Annotated in this window: 16 protein-coding genes; 5 read left to right on the forward strand and 11 right to left on the reverse strand. The window is 72.0% G+C overall.

The genetic code is table 11. The features are described 5' to 3' along the window. Positions 1-18: 18 nt before the first annotated feature. Positions 19-927, forward strand: coding sequence for a helix-turn-helix domain-containing protein (locus tag ACE1OC_RS03220; protein WP_407835695.1), 909 nt, complete (start codon positions 19-21; stop codon positions 925-927). Here ACE1OC_RS03220 and ACE1OC_RS03225 read toward each other — a convergent pair. The 4 genes from ACE1OC_RS03225 to ACE1OC_RS03240 form a co-directional block, all read right to left on the reverse strand. Further along, positions 905-4,342 (reverse strand): endo-alpha-N-acetylgalactosaminidase family protein, encoded by a 3,438-nt coding sequence (locus ACE1OC_RS03225; RefSeq protein ID WP_407835696.1) that lies wholly within the window; start codon positions 4,340-4,342, stop codon positions 905-907. The genes ACE1OC_RS03220 and ACE1OC_RS03225 overlap by 23 nt on opposite strands. A gap of 226 nt (positions 4,343-4,568) precedes the next feature. Further along, entirely contained in the window at positions 4,569-5,834 is a 1,266-nt protein-coding gene (locus ACE1OC_RS03230) for a PQQ-binding-like beta-propeller repeat protein (RefSeq protein WP_407835697.1), read from the reverse strand. 357 nt (positions 5,835-6,191) lie between these two features. Next, on the reverse strand, positions 6,192-7,517 hold the full coding sequence (locus ACE1OC_RS03235; protein WP_407835698.1) for an MFS transporter: 1,326 nt from the start codon (positions 7,515-7,517) through the stop codon (positions 6,192-6,194). A 235-nt stretch (positions 7,518-7,752) separates the two neighbouring features. Continuing rightward, positions 7,753-8,127 carry a YbjQ family protein gene (locus tag ACE1OC_RS03240; protein ID WP_382966449.1) on the reverse strand — a complete coding sequence of 125 codons (375 nt, stop codon included), beginning with the start codon at positions 8,125-8,127 and terminating at the stop codon, positions 7,753-7,755. A 237-nt stretch (positions 8,128-8,364) separates the two neighbouring features. On the opposite strand from ACE1OC_RS03240, the gene ACE1OC_RS03245 reads away from it, so the two are divergent. Beyond that, positions 8,365-8,862: a hypothetical protein gene (locus ACE1OC_RS03245; RefSeq protein WP_407835699.1), complete on the forward strand. Its 498-nt coding sequence runs from the start codon at positions 8,365-8,367 to the stop codon at positions 8,860-8,862. Here the strand turns inward: ACE1OC_RS03245 and ACE1OC_RS03250 are convergent. The 6 genes from ACE1OC_RS03250 to ACE1OC_RS03275 all read right to left on the reverse strand — a co-directional run bounded on the left by ACE1OC_RS03250 (position 8,859) and on the right by ACE1OC_RS03275 (position 13,108). Continuing rightward, complete coding sequence (locus ACE1OC_RS03250; RefSeq protein WP_407835700.1) at positions 8,859-9,224, reverse strand: NTP pyrophosphohydrolase; 366 nt, start codon at positions 9,222-9,224, stop codon at positions 8,859-8,861. The genes ACE1OC_RS03245 and ACE1OC_RS03250 overlap by 4 nt on opposite strands. A 226-nt stretch (positions 9,225-9,450) precedes the next feature. After that, on the reverse strand, positions 9,451-10,437 hold the full coding sequence (locus tag ACE1OC_RS03255) for an AAA family ATPase (RefSeq protein WP_407835701.1): 987 nt from the start codon (positions 10,435-10,437) through the stop codon (positions 9,451-9,453). Positions 10,438-10,441: 4 nt separating this feature from the next. Further along, positions 10,442-11,656 (reverse strand): RNA ligase, encoded by a 1,215-nt coding sequence (locus ACE1OC_RS03260; protein WP_407835702.1) that lies wholly within the window; start codon positions 11,654-11,656, stop codon positions 10,442-10,444. Between the two features lie 72 nt (positions 11,657-11,728). Beyond that, positions 11,729-12,433 (reverse strand): epimerase, encoded by a 705-nt coding sequence (locus ACE1OC_RS03265; RefSeq protein WP_407835703.1) that lies wholly within the window; start codon positions 12,431-12,433, stop codon positions 11,729-11,731. Between the two features lie 28 nt (positions 12,434-12,461). Beyond that, a complete protein-coding gene (locus ACE1OC_RS03270; protein ID WP_407835704.1) occupies positions 12,462-12,896 on the reverse strand; it encodes a VOC family protein in 435 nt (144 codons plus the stop codon). A gap of 80 nt (positions 12,897-12,976) precedes the next feature. Beyond that, positions 12,977-13,108, reverse strand: a complete 132-nt coding sequence (locus ACE1OC_RS03275) for a hypothetical protein (protein WP_407835705.1) — start codon at positions 13,106-13,108, stop codon at positions 12,977-12,979. 367 nt (positions 13,109-13,475) lie between these two features. Between ACE1OC_RS03275 and ACE1OC_RS03280 the strand changes: the two genes are divergently transcribed. Next, complete coding sequence (locus ACE1OC_RS03280; RefSeq protein ID WP_407835706.1) at positions 13,476-14,189, forward strand: YoaK family protein; 714 nt, start codon at positions 13,476-13,478, stop codon at positions 14,187-14,189. Positions 14,190-14,241: 52 nt separating this feature from the next. Here ACE1OC_RS03280 and ACE1OC_RS03285 read toward each other — a convergent pair whose 3' ends face one another. Further along, complete coding sequence (locus ACE1OC_RS03285) at positions 14,242-15,198, reverse strand: tellurite resistance/C4-dicarboxylate transporter family protein (protein ID WP_407835707.1); 957 nt, start codon at positions 15,196-15,198, stop codon at positions 14,242-14,244. 309 nt (positions 15,199-15,507) lie between these two features. Between ACE1OC_RS03285 and ACE1OC_RS03290 the strand changes: the two genes are divergently transcribed. Together ACE1OC_RS03290 and ACE1OC_RS03295 are read left to right on the forward strand one after the other, a co-directional pair. After that, positions 15,508-16,476, forward strand: a complete 969-nt coding sequence (locus ACE1OC_RS03290; protein ID WP_407835708.1) for an urea transporter — start codon at positions 15,508-15,510, stop codon at positions 16,474-16,476. Between the two features lie 84 nt (positions 16,477-16,560). Next, positions 16,561-16,866 carry an urease subunit gamma gene (locus tag ACE1OC_RS03295; RefSeq protein WP_250738231.1) on the forward strand — a complete coding sequence of 102 codons (306 nt, stop codon included), beginning with the start codon at positions 16,561-16,563 and terminating at the stop codon, positions 16,864-16,866.

Here is a 16,866-nt window from a genome sequence, read left to right on the forward strand (position 1 = left end):
GTGGATCACAATCCGCAGATGGCAACGCCTCCGTACAGCAGTTGGATGCGGTACTTCTCACCGACCGCCAACCACCGCCGGCTCGGTCTGGTGTGCCTCGGTGTGGGGGTGCAGCAGGGAGAGCTGCCGGTGGTCGGCCCGCGCGTGCTCGACCACCACGTCGCGGTGGTGGTGTGCGCCGGCCGGGGCTGGTTCAGCCACGGCGGGCGGGCCCCGCAGCCGGTGACGGCCCCGGCGCTGCTGTGGCTCGTGCCCGGGGTGGAGCACCACTACGGCCCCGATCCGCAGACCGGGTGGGACGAGTGCTTCGTGGATTTCGCCGGCCACAGCGTGGAGGCGTACACCGACCTCGGCTACATCACCCCCGACCGGCCGCTGGTCCCGCTCAGCGGCACGGCCGGGGTGCGGCACGTGGTCGACGGGATCGTCCGGGCGGCCCGCCTCGGCGGCCCCCTGCTGGAGGTGGAGGCAGCCGCGGCCGTGCACGGGCTGCTCGTCGCGCTGCGCTACGCCCGGGCCGGGGTGTCGCGGCACGGGGACACCGTGATGGACACCCTGGCCCGGGACGCGCTGCTGCCGATCTCGGTGGCCGAGCACGCCGCCCGGCTCGGGATGAGCCTCCCCGAACTGCGCGGGGCGGTGCGGGGCAGTACCGGGGAGGGGGTCAAGGAGTACCTCCTCGGCATCCGCCTCAGCCGGGCGAAGGAGCTGCTGGCCCGGACCGACCTGCCGGTCGCCGGGGTCGCCCGGCGGGTCGGTTACGAGGATGCCGCCTACTTCAGCAGGCTGTTCAGCCGCCGGGTGGGCGTGGCGCCCGTCCGGTTCCGCCAACAGCAGTCGGTGCAACAGCAGTCGGCGCGATGGCTGCTCTCTCCCCCTGAGCCGTCGCCGCGGGAAGGGCCCGTCACGGCAGGTAGCCGATGTTGAGTTCCGCGACGGCCGTCCACGGATTGCCCGAAACCTCCCTCGTGGCCTTGAGCTTGACGTAGCGGGCGGTGCGCGCCGTGAAGGCGACGTCCTGCTGGGCGGTGGTGTTGGCGAAGGTGCCGGAGGCAGCCGCCGTTCCCCAGGTGACGCCGTCGGTGGAGGTGAGGACCTGGTAGTCGGCGATGCGTCCGTTGCTCTGCGTCTGCCGGGGCAGGTAGTGCAGGGCGGAGACGTTGTACGAGGCGCCGAGGTCGAGGGTGATCTCGTGCGGCATCGGCGCGGTGGCCTGGTACCACTGGGTGTGCCAGATGGTGGCGCTGTCTCCGTCGAGCACGTTGGCCGCGGCGCCGTTCTCGCCTGCGGTCTCCTGGCTGTCGACCGCCTTGACGCTCATCTGTGCCTGCGGGACGAGGAGTTCGCCGCCGCTCCCGGAGCCCAGGTCGTCTACGGCGAGGTCGTCGAGGATGAAGTCGGCCTCGTTGTGGGAGCCTTCGCCGGTGACCTTCCGTACTCCGATCCAGGCGTCGGTCCCCGCGGTGAAGGTCTTGGTGAAGGTGGTGGCCGTCCTGGCCTGGTTCAGCGCGGTGGCCGTCTCGGTGCTGCCGGAGCCGGTGATGAACTGGTAGTCGCCGCTGAAGCCGTTCTCGTAGCTGAAGGTGACCTTGTACGAGCGGCCGGGCGTCAGCCTCAGGGTCTGCGGGAGGGTGCGGTAGACCAGGCCCTGGCGTTCCTCGTGCGATTTCAGCGAGTTCTGCCCGCTGATCACGTCGTCGACCAGCTTTCCGTTCCAGCCCGCCTGGGTGTACGGGGCGTTGCGCTGGGCGATGTGGGTGCGCGGGTCGGTGGCGGAGCCGCCGGCGCCGCCGAAGGCGAAGGGGCCCCAGCCCGCGTCGACGTTCTCGAAGTCCTCGGTGAACCAGTGGCCGTTCAGCGGGGTGCGGGCGGAGCGGACGACCCGTACGTCGTCCAGGTAGACGGTGCCGGAGCCGGAGGCCGCGGACAGTTTGAGGGTGGCCGCCGACTGCCCCGCGGGGACGTCGAAGAGCACCTTCATGCGCTGCATCTTGGTGCCGTTCTTCTCGCTGCCGCCGAGGTTGTTGGTCAGCGTCGAGGAGTCGGCGTAGACGGAGGCGGCCGTGCCTCCGGCGGGGGTCACGGTGAGGGTGGCGGCGCGTCCGGCCGGGGTGGAGACCCAGACGGAGGCGGCGTAGGTGCCGGGGGTGAGTCCGGTGAGCTGCTGGGAGACGGCGGGCGCGGTGCTCGCGGCCATCGTGAGCTCGTTCTGCCCCTGGGCGTTGCGGGTGACGGCGGCGCCGGAGCCGGTGACGGTCCAGGCGTTTAGGTTGCCGGAGAAGAAGGAGGGGTCCTTGACGGGGGCGCCCTCGCCCCAGTTCGGGGCGGCCTGGGCGGGGGCGGCGCCGTTGGTGACGACGTAGGCGGTCCTGGCAGCGGCGTTGAGGGTGACCTGCCCGCCGGTGACGGCCAGGTCTCCGACCAACTGGCGGCCGGTGTCCGTCAGTTTGTACAGCTTGGGCGAGGACCAGCCGGCCGGCAGGGTCCAGGTGGTGGAGGCCGCCTTGTCGTTCCAGTGGTAGAGCTTGCCGTCGCGCGGGAGCAGGTAGGCGGAGCCGTCGAGGACGGTCCGGCCGGCCGTGGTGATCTTTCGGGTGTTCCCGGAGGTGGTGACGGTGGTGCCGTTGGCGAGGGTGACCGTGTTGGCGGTCCACTTCACGATCGGGGATTCCTGGAGGTACTTGGTCGGCAGGTTGGTCGCGAAGGTGGTGTTGAGGAAGGAGGTGAAGTCCCGCTTGCCCTGCCAGCCCTCGTAGGCGGTGATCTCCGCGCCGCCGAGCAGCGGGTTGGCGGCGATCCAGTCGTCCTTGGTGTGGTTGGCGATGAACCGGGCGATGTTCGAGTTGATGCCCTTGAGGTCGGTGCCGCCGTAGTTGACGTCGGTGGCCCAGTGGTGCCAGAGGGACTGTCCCGTCATGGAGGCGGGGAACTCGGTGGCGAGCTGGTAGCCGAGGCCGCCGATCTCGCGCTCGAGCTTGCGCGAGAGGTAGCCGTCGCCGTACCAGACGTCCACGTAGAGGAAGTCCAGGCCGGGGGCGGCCGCCTTGAGGTCCTGGAGCCGCTTCAGGCGCCCGCCGGACTGTCCGTCCTTGCGGGTGTCCACGTAGTACGACTGGTCGAGCCAGTCCCAGCCGAGACCGCCGGTCTGGTGCGCCGGGTCGAAGGTGGCCGAGACCGGGTACTCCTCGGTGGCGTTGATGTGGACGCCGAAGTCGGCGTTGTAGGTGTGGCCGACGGTGGTGAGGGTGTTCAGGTCGGTGGCGCCGCCGAGCTTGGAGCCGATGTTCTTGTAGTCCATGTGGGCCGAGTCGTGGCCCTCGGAGGCGTACCCCTTGAGCAGGACGAACTGGCCGAGGCCGTCGGTGGCGAGGTTGACCCGCTTGGTCTCGTCGAGGGTCTCGGCGAAGGGGTGGGTGGCCGCGGAGGCGAAGTTGAAGGGGATGCGCTGCACGACCCGGTCGGCGGTCTGCTGCCAGCCGGTGGGAGCCGTCCAGATGTCGCGGTAGGCGACCGCCGCGTCCTGCCAGTCCACGGTGGAGTCGGCGTTGCGGTCGGCCGTGATCGCGACCCGGACGTAGGGCAGCGGCTCGGTGTCGGTGTCGGCCGCGCCCGAGGCCCGGTAGAGCCAGGATCCGCTCCACAGGCCGGCCCGGCGGTAGGTGCCCTTGTCGGTGACCTGCTTGCTGATCCGGCCGTTCTCGTTGGCGGTGCCGCCCGAGGGGGCGTCGTAGTACGAGTTGGAGTCGATGGCCGCGGCCAGCTTGCCGGTGTTGGCCAGTCCGTACATCACGGTCGTCGCGGAGGCGTCCACCGGGGTGTTCGCGGTGATCGGGGTGAAGGTGTCCCCGGTGCCGGTGGTGGCGGTGTGCATCTTCGCGGTGGAGAGCGCGGCGCCCGCCTGGCTGCTGCGGACGCTGACGAGGTTGTGGTCGGGGATGGCGAAGCTGCGTACGCGCAGGGCGGCCGTGTCCTCGACCGCCGTGACCTTGAACTCCACCACCGAACCGGCCACCGAGAGCCGGGACCTGATGGTCACTCCGGAGAACGCCAGCGCGTAGTCCACGCCGGAGGCGGAGGGGGTGGAGGTGACGGTGGGGGTGTAGGTGGTTCCGTTGACGACGATCGCGCCGATGGTGTCCTCGTTGCCGTTCAGCACGTCCCCGGTGGCGGTGCGGGTGTAGCTGATGACGCGGGGGAAGGCGCTGTCCACGCTGACGGACAGCTCGGGCGAGGTGATCGTCACGGGGCCGGCCGCCACGGCGGGGGCGGCGGGCACGGCCACGACCAAGGTGGCCACGAGACCGGCCACCGCGGCTGCGGCCGGCCAGAGGGGGGTTCGCATCGGACCTCCGGGAGTCGGCGCTTCCTGGGCGGAAGACCGCACACCGTGGAGGCCGGCGGTCCGCTCACTGACCTGACAGCCTGCGGACCGCGGCCCGGCAGGCCCATGGACAAAGCCGCACCCCGTCCTGGACTTATGTGACGGGTGGGTCGGATGGGCGCACGCGGCCCTGCGGCGCCCGGAGGCGCCCGGGGCGCCGCCGGGCCGCGGGAGGTGTGATCGCGGGTCAGCGGCGTTCGTAGGCCGTGAAGGGCTTCCACTCCGAGCTGTACCCCACGTAACGGGCGCCGATGAGCCGGCCCTTGTACTCGAAGAGGGTGTCCACGCCGGCGTGGCCTTCCGGGAACCCGCGGGAGTCGCGCTCCTTGCCCGTGGCGGCGTCCAGTACGCGCAGGCCGGAATCGGGACTGTCGTCGAGCGACGTGAGGACCGTCAGCTTCCCGTCCTCGGGGAGGATGCGGTACCCGGTGTCGCCGTCGAGGCCCTCGTCCCAGACGGGCTTTCCGGTGGCCAGGTCGAAGGCGGTCAGGCGGTAGCTGTACGTACGCGACGTCTTCCCCCGGCGGGGCAGGGCGTAGAGCCTGGTGTCGTCCGCGGCCGCCGTGGTCCGTTCGTAGAGCGTGATCTCGCCGTAGGGACCGCTGAAATCGATCGGCGGGTTCGGGCGGCCGGTGCCGCTGAAGGAGAAGTAGGCCCCGGACTCGGAGTCGCTCGATTCCGAGGCCGCCACGACCACCGGGTCGGCGGAGACGAGCTCCGCACGGGCGTCCCAGAGGACGGCGGTCCGCCCCCCGAGCGGGGCGGACCACAGGAGCGCGCCGGTGGCCGGGTCGAAGGCGGCTGCGTGCAGCTCGGCGTCCTGCGGGAACGTGGCTCCCAGGCGCATGTCGGTGCCGCCGCAGGCGAGGAGGGCGGCGACCTGGCGCTGGGCCACCGCCGTCCTGCCCGGGAGGCAGTCCTTGGGCAGCGCCGCCTTCCAGCGGGACTGCCCGGTGCGCACGTCCACGGCGTGCAGATCGCGCCCCTCGAGGAGCACCGCGATGCCGCTTCCGGCGGACACCGAATCGGGCTGGAGGCGGGCAATGCGCGACTCGGATCCGGGAACGTCGACCTTCCAGAGCTCGCCGCCGCTCTTCATGTCGATCGCGACGGTGGTGGCGCAGGGCTTGCCCTTGGCGGAGGCGGAAGCACCCTCCCCGTCGCGGGTGAGGACCAGGACCGAGCCGCCGGGGTCGGCAGTGGCGTGACAGACCGTCGAGCGGCCGGGCGGCACGTACTCCCAACTCCGTTTGCCGCTGGCGGCGTCGTACCCGCGCACCGCGTCGAAACGGCTGCGGACCAGGGTGTCGCCGGACAACCAGGCGCCGTTGCCCTTCGCTTCGGCCTTGCGCTCCTCCACGGGGGTGTCCCAGACGACGCCCAGCTCCTCGGGCCCGAAGAGTGAGCACCCGGCGGTGAGTGAGCAGAGGGCGACCAGAGCCGCTGCCCTCATGGCCAGGGTGCGCCCGGCCCGTCTGCCGGACGGTAGGTCATTCACCTGTGCGATCAAGTCCCGCTCCCCCGCCTTCGTCGCCGTCAACGGCGCGCAGGACCCCCCGCGTTCCTCGGCGACGATCATCATAGGAAGCCGGTTCGCCAGGACGGAAGGCGCACCCTCACCTGCCGACGACACCCCCTAGGGCCTGTCGTCAAAATCCCGTCGTCGCCCGAAGGGCGGCCGCGCGGCGTCTGGTGCGTGCTCTCGGCGTGCCGGGCGGAAGCCCGCGTACTGGACGTACTTGGCTTCCGCCCGGTGCGGCGAGAGCGCGTGCCAGGCGTCGCGCGGCAGACGGGAGTTTGACGACAGGCCCTAGACCCGCTCGGCTCCCTCCGCCCCCAGGGGAGTGGGATACGAAGCCGCGGGCTCGCCGCGCCGGACCCACAGCAGGGCTCCCGCCAGGAGCAGTGCGGCCCCCGTCAGCCAGGGCAGCGGGCCTCGGGGCAGCATGCCGACGAGCAGGGCCGTGAGCGCCCCGGTCAGTTGGAGGGCGAGGGACTGGACGGACAGGGCCGTGGCTCGTCCCGTGCTCGGCACCCGGCGGTGCAGGAGCTCGTTCTGGCTCGGTCCCGCCGCGCCGAGGCCGAGGTACACCAGGCCGTAGCCGAGGATCGCGAGGGCCAGCGCGACCGGGCCCGCCGCCACGGCGGTGGCGCCGAGCAGGAACAGTCCGCCCGCGCCGGCGCCCAGGCCCAGCAGGACCGCGCGCTCGCCGCTGCCCGCGAGCCGCGCGGTCAGGGGCGCGAGGTGGTTCCCGAGTCCGGAGCAGAGGAATCCGGCGCAGGCGAGCACGGCGAAGAGCATCGCGCCCGATTCCGGCGCCCCGGTGAACGACGCGGCGCGGCCCGGTGTCAGCAGTTCGAGCGCGGCGAGCGCACCGCCCGCGGCGGCCGCGCTCAGGAGCACCCGGCGGATGAGCGGATCGCGGCCGCCCAGCCGTACTCCCTCGGCGATGGTGGCCGGGATGCCGTGGAGGACGGAGCGCAGGGTGCTCGGCGGGCGGGGCGGTTCGGGGAGCGCGGTGAGGACGTACAGCACGAAGGCCGTCTCCACGACGGCGCCCAGCAGCGGTGGTATGGAGAGCGGGAGCACCAGCCCGGAGGTCGCCCGGCTCAGCCAGGCGGCGGCTCCGTCGCTCCGGGCGAGCAGCCAGGGGAGCGCGCCCCCGAGCAGCGTGCCCGCCGCGAGCGCGGCGGAGACAGCTGAGCCGCCGCGGGCCAGTCCGGTGCGCAGCTCGGCGTCGGGGCCGGAGTGGGCCTGGACCGTGTCGACGTACCAGGCCTCGGCGGGTCCGCTGGACAGCGCGCGCCCCGCGCCCATGAGGGCCATCCCGAGGGCGAGGACCCAGGGCGCGGTGCCCAGGCCCTGGAGGGTGAAGGCCGTCAGGTTGAGCAGGCCCGCCGCGGCCAGCACGGCGCGGCGGCCCAGCACGTCGGAGAGTCCGCCGGTGGGCAGTTCCAGTGCGGCGGCGGTGACGGAGTGCGCGACGAAGAACGCGGCCACGGCGGTCAGGGACATTCCGCGCTCGGTGAAGAGCAGGATCAGCGGGCTGACGGCCAGGCCCACGGGGAACCAGTAGAGGACGCAGGCGGTCACGTAGCGGCGTCCCGCGGTGCGCGGGTCCAGGGGCCCGCTCACGTCGCGGCTCCGGCGGCTCCGGCGGCCCCGGAGACGGAGTGGGCCGACTCGGGTTCGCGTGCGCGTTTGAATTCTTCGCAGATCATCACGGGAGGTTAGAGCCCCGTCGCGGTGATCGCCAAGGGCGGGTCGGCGGAAAGCCCTCCGGCGCCCGGATGCTCGCCCGGATACTTGTCCGGCTGCCCGTCCGGCCGCTCGTCTAGGTGCTCGCCTAGGTGCTCGTCTAGGTGCTCGTCTAGGTGCTCGCCGGCACCAGGATGACGGCCGTTCCGTACGCGCACACCTCGGTGCCGACGTCGGCCGCGTCGGTCACGTCGAAGCGCATCATCAGCACGGCGTTCGCGCCGCGCGCCTTCGCCTGCTCGATGAGCCGTTCCATGGCCTGGTTGCGGGTCTCCACCAGGGTCTTTGTGAGGCCCTTCAGTTCGCCGCCGATCATCGATTTCAGGCCGGCGCCGATCTGGCTGCCCAGGTGGCGGGAGCGGACGGTGAGGCCGAAGACCTCTCCGATGACCTGCTCGACCCGGTAGCCGGGGACGTCGTTCGTCGTCACGACCATCACACCGGTCTGCTGTGCGCCGGCGCCGCCGCCGTAATCCTCGATACCCATGGCATCCACTCTGGCGGCGCCGCGCGGTGCCCGCATCCGGAGGAGGGGGCCGGGGCTGCGGAGCTGCCGGGTTGCGCCCCCGGGCGGAGCCGCGTATTGGGCATATCGGGCGAAACCACGGTGCGTCAGCGGGACCTCCCGGTCCTCCGTCGCCATAGTCGTCCCTGGCAACCGCCTGGTTGCCGCCCCGTGCCGCGTGCCGCGGCCGGGCGGACGTCTTCTCGGAGGAGCCGGCTCATGCTGAAGCCCACCAGGACCATCCTCGCCCTCACCGCCGGAAGCATGGTGCTCGGCCTGGTCGGGGCGGGCACGGCCGTCGCGGCCGACCACTCGGTATCGCGCGGACCGGTCCTGACCACTCCCGTTCAGGACGCCGACGAGGAGGACGAGTACGGCCGGGACGACGAGGACGGCAACCGCAGGCACGCCCGCGGCGTCGTCATCTCGCGCGGCCCCCTGACCGTCCGCAGCAGGCCGACCACCCACTCCCACAAGGTCGGCCGGGTGCACCCGCACGAGAAGCTCTCCATCGAGTGCAAGACGCGCGGCGAGCGGGTCGACGGGAACAACATCTGGTACCTGCTGGAGGAGCGGGACGACCACGACTCCATGGACGAGGACCGCAAGGGCGCCATGACCCCGAAGTCGGCGAAGGCCGCCAAGGACCGCGACGACCGCTGGGTCTCCGCCCGCTACGTCAAGAACCTGGGCGAGGTCCGCTACTGCCGCTCCTAGGGCCGCATCTCCGGGCGCACGGTGCGCGGTCCCACGCACTGCGCACCGTACGCCCGTACCCGTACCCGCAGTTCCCGGTCCGCCGTGACCACGACGCACCCGCCGCGCTCCGCGCAGGCGGCCGCGAGCTCCACGATCCGGTCGTCGCCGCTGCCCGGCGCCTCGTCCACCCGTACGCCGGGCACCGAGGCGACGCCCCGCGCGGCGCCTTCGACGACGAGGACGATGTCCTCGCCCTCGTCGCGCAGCGCCAGCCGGTCGCGCAGCCGCTCGGCGGCGCCGCGCCGGTCCCGCCACCAGCCGTCCGGCACGGAGCCGACGACGTTGGCACCGTCCACGATCAGTACGTTCGGCTCGTCCATCCCTTCAGTATGGCGAGCCCGCCGGAGGCCGGAGTGCCGCGGTACCGGCACTCCGGCCGGACTGGGCCGTCTCTTTCGGATCTTGCCGGGCCCGCGACGCCTGGCACCGCGCCTGGCCGCACTGCCAGGGCAACCGAGTACGTCCAGTACGCGCATGCCCCGACAGCACGGCCAGGCACGGCACCAGACGCCGCGGGCTCGGCCGACAAGATCCGAAAGAGACGCCCTAGAAGTCGCCGTAGTTCACCTGCCAGGTCGCCAGACCCATCCGGCGCCAGATCGCCACCACGCGGTCGCGGTCGTCCAGGGAGACCCGGACCGCGAACCGGTCGCGCACGTGCGCGTTGAACAGCTCCGCCTTGACGATGTCGTCGCGGCGCGTGTCGCCCGCCGCCCGCATCCACAGTTCGTCGTACGGGACTTCGTGCTCCCGCAGCCAGGCCTCGGTCGGCTCCCGGTGCTCCTCCCCGCGCCCGGACAGCAGGACGACCGTGTCGCCGTCGGCGCGCCGGAAGGAGTCCAGCGCGTCGCGCACCGGGGTGTTCAGCGTGTCGAGGCCGCAGCGCGAGAAGTCGTACGGATTGCGGTCACCGGTCATCGCGAGCGTGCCGTCGATGTCGCACATGACCGCCGTGGGCAGCGCCGGGTCGGGGACGTACGGGGACACGTCCGGCTGGTCGTTGAGCCAGTCCGCGGTGAGCCGCCAGCCGCCCTTCCTGGCCTTCGCGTGCTTGTCCGCGAGTATCCGGATGACCTCCTCGCCGACCCGGCGTTCGCGCGCGGCGTCGCGCCGCAGGCACTCCTCCACGGGCACGTCGGTGAAGTCGTGCACGACGAAGGTGGCCCGTCCCGCCACGGCCGCCTTGAGCCGCTTGGGGATGTGCGAGGTCAGGTGGGTGTTGTCGACGACCACGTCGAAGCCGCCCTCGACGGCCGCGCCGACGGCCGCGTCCTGGATGTCCAGCACGGTCTGCTCGTGCCTGTACGAGCGCCCGCGCTCCGGGTCCGGCACGTCGAGCATGGCCCGCAGGTCGTCGAGGTTGACGCGGCGCATCCGGCCGCCGGACTCCGCCTGGAGGGCGCGCGCGGCGGTGGTCTTCCCGGAGGCCGGCAGACCCGTCATGACGTGGACCACCGGAAGCGCGGGGGTCGCGGAAAGCGCCGGGAGCGCGGCCGGGGACGCGGGGGTCTCGGTTTCGGGTACTTCGGACACGGGTTCAGTTCTCCTCGTCGTTCGTGAAGGGGTCGGACGCCTCGGGCCGCACCTGCCGCCAGGTGACGAGCTCGGTCGTCCTGCCGTCGAGGCGCTGGAACAGCGCGCCGCGGACCCCGCTGTCGCGGATCGTCGCCTTGACGGCGCGCGCGAACGCGCCCCGGTCGCCCGCCAGGTGGGCCAGCGAGGCGAACGCCTCGTCGATGGCGCGCTCGCGGAGCGCGGCCTCGGCCTCCAGGCGTTCGATCACCGAGCGCACCCAGTGGTCGAACTCGTCGGGCACCTGCTCCAGCAGTGCGTCGAGCGGCTTGCCGCCCGAGGCCTCGATCTCGGCGACGGTGCAGTTCAGGCCCTGGGCGAGCTGCCTGAGGGGCAGGCCGGCGAACCGCTGGATGCCGTGTCCGCGCCAGATGTCCCGCTCGGTCGCGCCGGTGAGCACCTTGTGGAGGCGTACGTACTCGGCGATCTTTGCCTTGGCCCGGACGCCGGAGGCGAAGCGCAGGACGAAGCCCTCCGCGTCGGTACCGGTCGCGGCGACGCCGCCCGGCAGGGTGCTGGACCCGGTCAGCGCGAGCAGCTCGTCCAGCGGCATGGCGGGCCATACGGTGACCACGGAGCCGATGCCCTGCCAGTGACCGGCGGCTTCGGTGAGCGGCACCTCGGCGCCGTCCGCTCCGTACGCGGCGAGCAGGACCAGGTCGCGGCGGTCCCCGTAGTCCACGACGATGCGGTTCTGCGGGTACACGATCTCCGCGAGGTAGGTGGTGCCGGGGACCAGCGCGGAGGTGTCGCGTCCGTCGAGGCGGCGCTGCGCCCAGACGGCCTGTGTGCTGGTGAAGGAACCCCTGGTGGCGGCCCGCCACTTCCCGGCGTAGTGGAAGAGCACTCCGAGACTGCCGTCGACCTTGTCGTACACCTCGAACGGCTCGTCGTCCGGCAGGGCCGGCGCGTACGGCCGGCCCGACTCGTGCTCGCCGACGTTGAAGAACTTGGGCAGCGGCAGCGCGACGACCTCGCCGGTGACGTCGTCGGCGACGAGTCCGCGGCAGCGCGTGGTGACCTGGTTCCAGACCTGGTCGTACTGGGCGGTCCGGGTGTAGCTGTAGAGGGACAGCGGCAGCTCGGGGTGTGCCTTGCGGGCCACGTATCCGGCGTCGATGGCCTCGGTCAGCGCCTGCGCGGGCATCAGGTCGTGCAGAGTCAGGCGGTCCTGGCTCATGGGGTTCCTCCCGGTTCGAGATGCCTCATTCTCGGGTCCGCGGGGCCCCGGCCGAAACCGAATTTCCGCTCGTTACCGCAGGTCCGCCGCCCCGTGCGGGTGTTGGCCGCCCAGTCGGTTGATGTCGCGCGGCCGCAGGATCCGCTGGGTGCGGGCGTCACCGGGCCCGGCCGCGGCGACGGCGATCATGGCGCGGCCGAGTGCCCCGGTGGTGGTCACGAGGTGGGGCGCGAAGCGGCGCAAGACCGGGAAGAGCGGCGCGGTGACGGCGTAAGCGGCGCGGTAGAGCGGGGTCTTGGAGGGGATGCCGCGGTCCGGCTGCACGATCCCGGGCCGGAACATGTACGCCTCGAAGGGCAGCTTCAGCAGGTCGTTCTCGGTCTTCCCCTTGACCCGGGCCCACATGGAGCGGCCGTTCTCGGTGCTGTCGGTGCCCTCGCCGGAGACGTAGGCGAAGGTCAGCCGCGGGTTGGCGGCGGCGAGGGGGCGGGCGGCGGCGAGCGTCAGGTCGTAGGTGATCCGCCGGTACTCCTCCTCCTTCATGCGGAAGGAGGAGACGCCGAGGCAGAAGAAGCACGCGTCGTACGAGGCCAGGTCCGGCCCGGGCACCGACAGGTCGGTCGGATCCGCCCGGACGAGCTCGCGCAGCTTGGGGTGGGTGACGGCGAGGGGGCTGCGGCCGACGGCGAGCACGCTTTCGACGGACTCGTCGCGCAGGCACTCGCGCAGCACGCCGCGCCCGATCATGCCGGTCGCGCCGAAGAGGATGACGTTCACGGGGTCAGCCTAGGACGTCCGGGGGCCGTCAGTGCGAGACGCACAGCTCGTTGCCCTCGGGGTCCGTGAGGGTGGTCCAGGTGAAGGGGCCCTGGTTGCCTTCGTGCAGGTGCTTGGCCCCCTTGGCGAGGAGCCTCTCGACCAGGGCCCGCGGGTCCTCCTCGCCGGTGCGGACGTCGAGGTGGAGGCGGTTCTTGACGGTCTTGGGCTCCTCGATGAACTGGAAGAGGATCCGTGGCGCCCGTTCGAGGCCCTCGGGGTGGCGGATCCCCTGGCCCGCCTTCCAGACGAGGACGCCGCGGTGGGTGGTGGTGTCCTCGTCGGTCGCCCGCCCGTCGGCGATCATCTTGCGGATGAACTCCTCGTCGCTGGGCTCGACTTCCCACCCGAGGGCCTCGGCCCACCAGTCGGCGAGGGCGTGCGGAGTGGCGGAGTCGACGGTCAGCTGAAACGTGTAGGCCATGCCGGAACCCTACTGATCACCTCTGACAATCTGCCACCGGAAGGGGCTCGTAGTGGGACCCGCCGGCGGGCTGGCCCATGTCAGGGTGAATCGGCGCTCACCTCCTCTCCCTCCGGCGCGGCCTCCTCCGGCATCCAGGACGGCTTCTTGAACCGTTCCAGGATCAGCGGCGCCGAGCTGAGGATCACGGCGCCCGCGGCGACCAGGCCCACGTACAGTCCCGGACTGCCGATGGGCAGTTGGGCCGGCGGGACGAAGGCCAGGACGAAAGGGAGCGCCGGGCGAATTCACCCGCGTAGACGTCCCTGAATCGCAGGGCGCCCTCAGGGGCACCAATGGCTGAGTCCGACAGGGAATTCCCTTACCTGGAATCTCGATTCGACGACTGGGCGGCCGGGCCTTCTTGGACCCTCTGCGGGTCGCTCCCTCCATCGTCTGCCGGGGATGGCTAGCATTTCTGCGGGACAAAGCCCCCTCTGCTCCGCCCCCTTTCGGGGTGTGCGGGTCGCTTCCCTTCCGACGAAGGTCCCGTTTGCCCACCTGGCACGGACCGGCCCGTGCCACGACCAGAGGCACCCCTTGACCTCACCCCCACCGCGGCGACGCGGGATCCTGCCGCCGCTGGCCGACCTGCTGTTCCCGCCGGAGGCGGACGGCGCCGGGTCTCCCCACGGGGTGCTGCCCCCGCTGCTGATCGCCCTCACCTTCGTCAGCGGTGTGGTCGACGCGGTGAGCTACCTGGGCCTCGGCCACGTCTTCGTGGCCAACATGACGGGCAACGTGGTCTTCCTCGGCTTCGCCCTCGCCGGAGACCGGTCCCTGTCCGCCCCGGACCCCCTGCTCGCCGTCGGCGCCTTCCTGGCCGGGGCGGCGGCCGCCGGACGGCTACGGCGGACCACCGGGGCGGCCAGGATGTTCGCGCCGCTGGTGGCGGTGCAGACGGTCCTTGTGGGCGGGGCGCTCGCCCTGACCGCGCTCGGCGCCGGGCCGCCGGGCGTCATCGCCCTGCTCGCCCTCGGCATGGGCCTGCAGAACGCCGTCGTGCACCGGCTCGCCGTCCCCGATCTCACCACCACCGTCGTCACCAGGGCCCTGACCGGGCTGGCAGCCGATCCGTGGGGGCCGGGTCCGCTCCGGCGCCTCGTGACGATCGTGGCCCTGCTCCTCGGAGCCCTCACCGGCGGGGTGTTGACGATCCGTCACGGTGCGGTGTGGGCACTGTTCCTGGCCGTGGGTCTACTGGGCTGCGTAGCCCTCTCCCCCCGGTGGGACGGCACCGGGCGACGGACTTAGCGACCGGACTCGCCCCTGGGACGCGGGGCCCGCCGGGTGCGTCGAGTACGTCTCACTTCGGCGGACGGGCCTGCCCGCGCTCCACGAGGAACGCCGCGCAGGTCAGCACCCACGCCCCGACCGCCACCCAGAGCAGCACCGTACCGAGGGGCCGCAGCCACGCCACCCCGGTCGGGGCGGCGGCCGAGAGGCAGGCGGTCGCCGTCATGCCGAGCGGGAAGACGCTCGACCAGCGCCGGGTGTCGTAGCGGGGCCTCGGCCGGACCGCCTCCGCGGCGAGGAGCACGGCGTACCAAGCCAGGGAGAGGCCGAGGGCCGCCAGGGTGACGGTACGCAGCCCCGCGTGCGCCCATCCCGTCCACAGCGGTGACGCCGTGAGCCCGGATCCGGCGAGGGCGGTGATGGAGAGCGCCCCGCCGGCCACCCAGTGGTCGCCCGCGCCCGAGACGACCTGACGGAAGTCGAAGCGCACGAGCGCCTCGGCGTAGAGCAGCAGCCCCAGACAGAAGGCGGCCAGCGCCGCCCGGCCCAGCCAGTCGCGGCCGGTGGGGGCGGCCAGGGTGCCCGCCAGGACGGCGAGCCCCTGGGTGGCCACACAGACGAGGAACGCCGCACCGGGCATCCGGTATCCCCAGTGCCGCAGGACGGCGACCAGCAGTCCCGGCCAGAGCGCGGCGGCCAGCACCAGCAACCCCACGGCCACGGGGGTCGACCCGGTCCAACCGGCGACGGCGATCCGGGAGCCGAGTACGGCGGTGGCGGCCACGGCGGTGAGGGCCGCAGGGGTGTCGGCCTCGGCGCGGAACCGCCGGCGGTCACCCAGGATCCGGGCGGTGAAGTCGGCGGCGAGGACGAGCCACAGCGCGGCGGAGACGACCAGCGCGGCGATCGACAGCGCGTCCCGGCCGATCAGGTGCAGGCCGGCCGAGATGATCCCGGCCGCCATGACGGCGGCGCCGGCGGCCGGCGACAGCTCCGCCCACCACCGGGCGCCCACAAGGACTCGCACCCTGCCAAGGGACACCACCGCGGCGGGCCGGGCCGCTGCGGCGCGCCATCGCGGCGGTGGCGATGACCCTTCCGGGCGCGGTGAAGGGCTCCTCCCCCTCCATTCGCCCTTCGATACTCCGATCCTATTTCCACCCTCGAGAAAGGGAATGACGAGCACATTTATGACAACCAGGCCGCATTCTCCCGCTCATCCCGACACGCCCATATCCAGGCGGAATTGATCCGATTCACCGGTACTGTCGTCGTCAACGCACCGATGATTCACGGGCCCTTGAGGGCCCTCTCTTTTTGCACATGGGAGAATGAAATGCAGGCCTTGGCAACGGAGCCCGCACGCCAGGCTCCTCCCGCCCAACCCGCGAGCTTCATCCAGGAAGTCCTGCGCGGTGTTGCCCAGGTCGATTTCATGCCGAGCGCGATCACGGGCATCTTCTTCCTGGCCGCCCTTGCCGCCGCGGGCTGGCAGTACGCCCTCTACGGCCTCCTCGGCGCGGTCGTCGGCACCGGCACCGCCTACGCGTTCGGCATCGACCGCGAGATCGTCTCGGCCGGCCTGCGCGGTTTCAACGGCACCCTCGTCTCGCTCGGGTTCGCCGTCTTCCTCGGGTGGGACCACCTGTCGACGCTGCTGCTCGCGATCGGCGGCAGCATCACCGTGGTGGTCGTCACCTCGGCACTGGCCACCATCCTCGGCACCTGGAACATCCCCACGTTCACCGCGCCGTTCTGCATCATCGCGAGCGTCATGACCATCGCGGCGCCCAGCTTCTCCCGGGTCTGGCACACCGGCCCCGATCTGGCGGCGCTGCCCGCGGCCGCGAGCGGGACCACCGTGCTGGACTGGGGCCAGCTCTGGCGCGCCTTCTTCGCCAACGTCGGCCAGATCTTCTTCATGCCGCAGTGGTACGTCGGGCTGATTTTCCTCGCCGGCATCTTCGTGGCCAGCCGGGTCGCCGGGGTCATGGCCTGCGTCGGCAGCGTCACGGCCGTCTTCGTCGCCTGGGCGATGGGTTCACCGTCCGAAGGCGTCTCGCAGGGGCTCATGGGGTACAGCAGCGTGCTCGTCGCGATGGCCCTGTGCGGGGTCTTCCTCGTCCCCTCCAACTGGAGCTTCGCCTTCGCCGTCCTGGGCGCCGCGGCGGCGACCGGGCTCACGGCCGCGATGACCGCCTTCTTCGCCCCGTTCGGCGGCCACACCTTCACCTGGCCGTTCGTCCTGACCACGGTCGTCTTCGTCGCCGCCGTCCCCCAGATCCCCCGGCTGCAACGGACCTGACTCCACCTCAGCCCGAGTCGCCGCACCGAGAGCACCGGCGCGGGCAGCACCTGAACCACCTTGAGAGCCGAAAGTGAGTGACCGATGAATCTCGCTCCCCGTGAGATGGACAAGCTCTGGATCTACGTCGTGGCCGACCTGGCGCGCAAGCGACGGGACCGGGGCGTCAAGCTCAACTACAGCGAGGCCTGCGCCCTGATCAGCGAGGGCATCCTCGAAGGCGCCCGTGACGGCAGGACCGTCGCCGAGTGCATGGAGCTCGGCAAGCAGATGGTCTCCGCCGCCGACGTCATGAAGGGCGTACGGGAGATGCTTCCGCTGCTCCAGGTCGAGGCCGCCTTCGTGGACGGCACCAAGCTCGTCTCCTGCCACGACCCCGTCGGCGCCTGA

The sequence above is a fragment of the Streptomyces stoeckheimensis genome (genome assembly GCF_045822005.1).
Classification (GTDB): Bacteria; Actinomycetota; Actinomycetes; order Streptomycetales; family Streptomycetaceae; genus Streptomyces; species Streptomyces stoeckheimensis.

Bases quoted from the DNA above. Each gene is read 5' to 3' on its own strand.
- ACE1OC_RS03220 (WP_407835695.1), top strand. From the start codon at position 19: ATGGCAACGCCTCCGTACAGCAGTTGGATGCGGTACTTCTCACCGACC.
- ACE1OC_RS03270 (WP_407835704.1), bottom strand. From the start codon at position 12,896: ATGGCCTACACGTTTCAGCTGACCGTCGACTCCGCCACTCCGCACGCC.
- ACE1OC_RS03225 (WP_407835696.1), bottom strand. From the start codon at position 4,342: ATGCGAACCCCCCTCTGGCCGGCCGCAGCCGCGGTGGCCGGTCTCGTG.
- ACE1OC_RS03245 (WP_407835699.1), top strand. From the start codon at position 8,365: ATGCTGAAGCCCACCAGGACCATCCTCGCCCTCACCGCCGGAAGCATG.
- ACE1OC_RS03260 (WP_407835702.1), bottom strand. From the start codon at position 11,656: ATGAGCCAGGACCGCCTGACTCTGCACGACCTGATGCCCGCGCAGGCG.
- ACE1OC_RS03250 (WP_407835700.1), bottom strand. From the start codon at position 9,224: ATGGACGAGCCGAACGTACTGATCGTGGACGGTGCCAACGTCGTCGGC.
- ACE1OC_RS03290 (WP_407835708.1), top strand. From the start codon at position 15,508: ATGCAGGCCTTGGCAACGGAGCCCGCACGCCAGGCTCCTCCCGCCCAA.
- ACE1OC_RS03230 (WP_407835697.1), bottom strand. From the start codon at position 5,834: ATGAGGGCAGCGGCTCTGGTCGCCCTCTGCTCACTCACCGCCGGGTGC.
- ACE1OC_RS03295 (WP_250738231.1), top strand. From the start codon at position 16,561: ATGAATCTCGCTCCCCGTGAGATGGACAAGCTCTGGATCTACGTCGTG.
- ACE1OC_RS03240 (WP_382966449.1), bottom strand. From the start codon at position 8,127: ATGGGTATCGAGGATTACGGCGGCGGCGCCGGCGCACAGCAGACCGGT.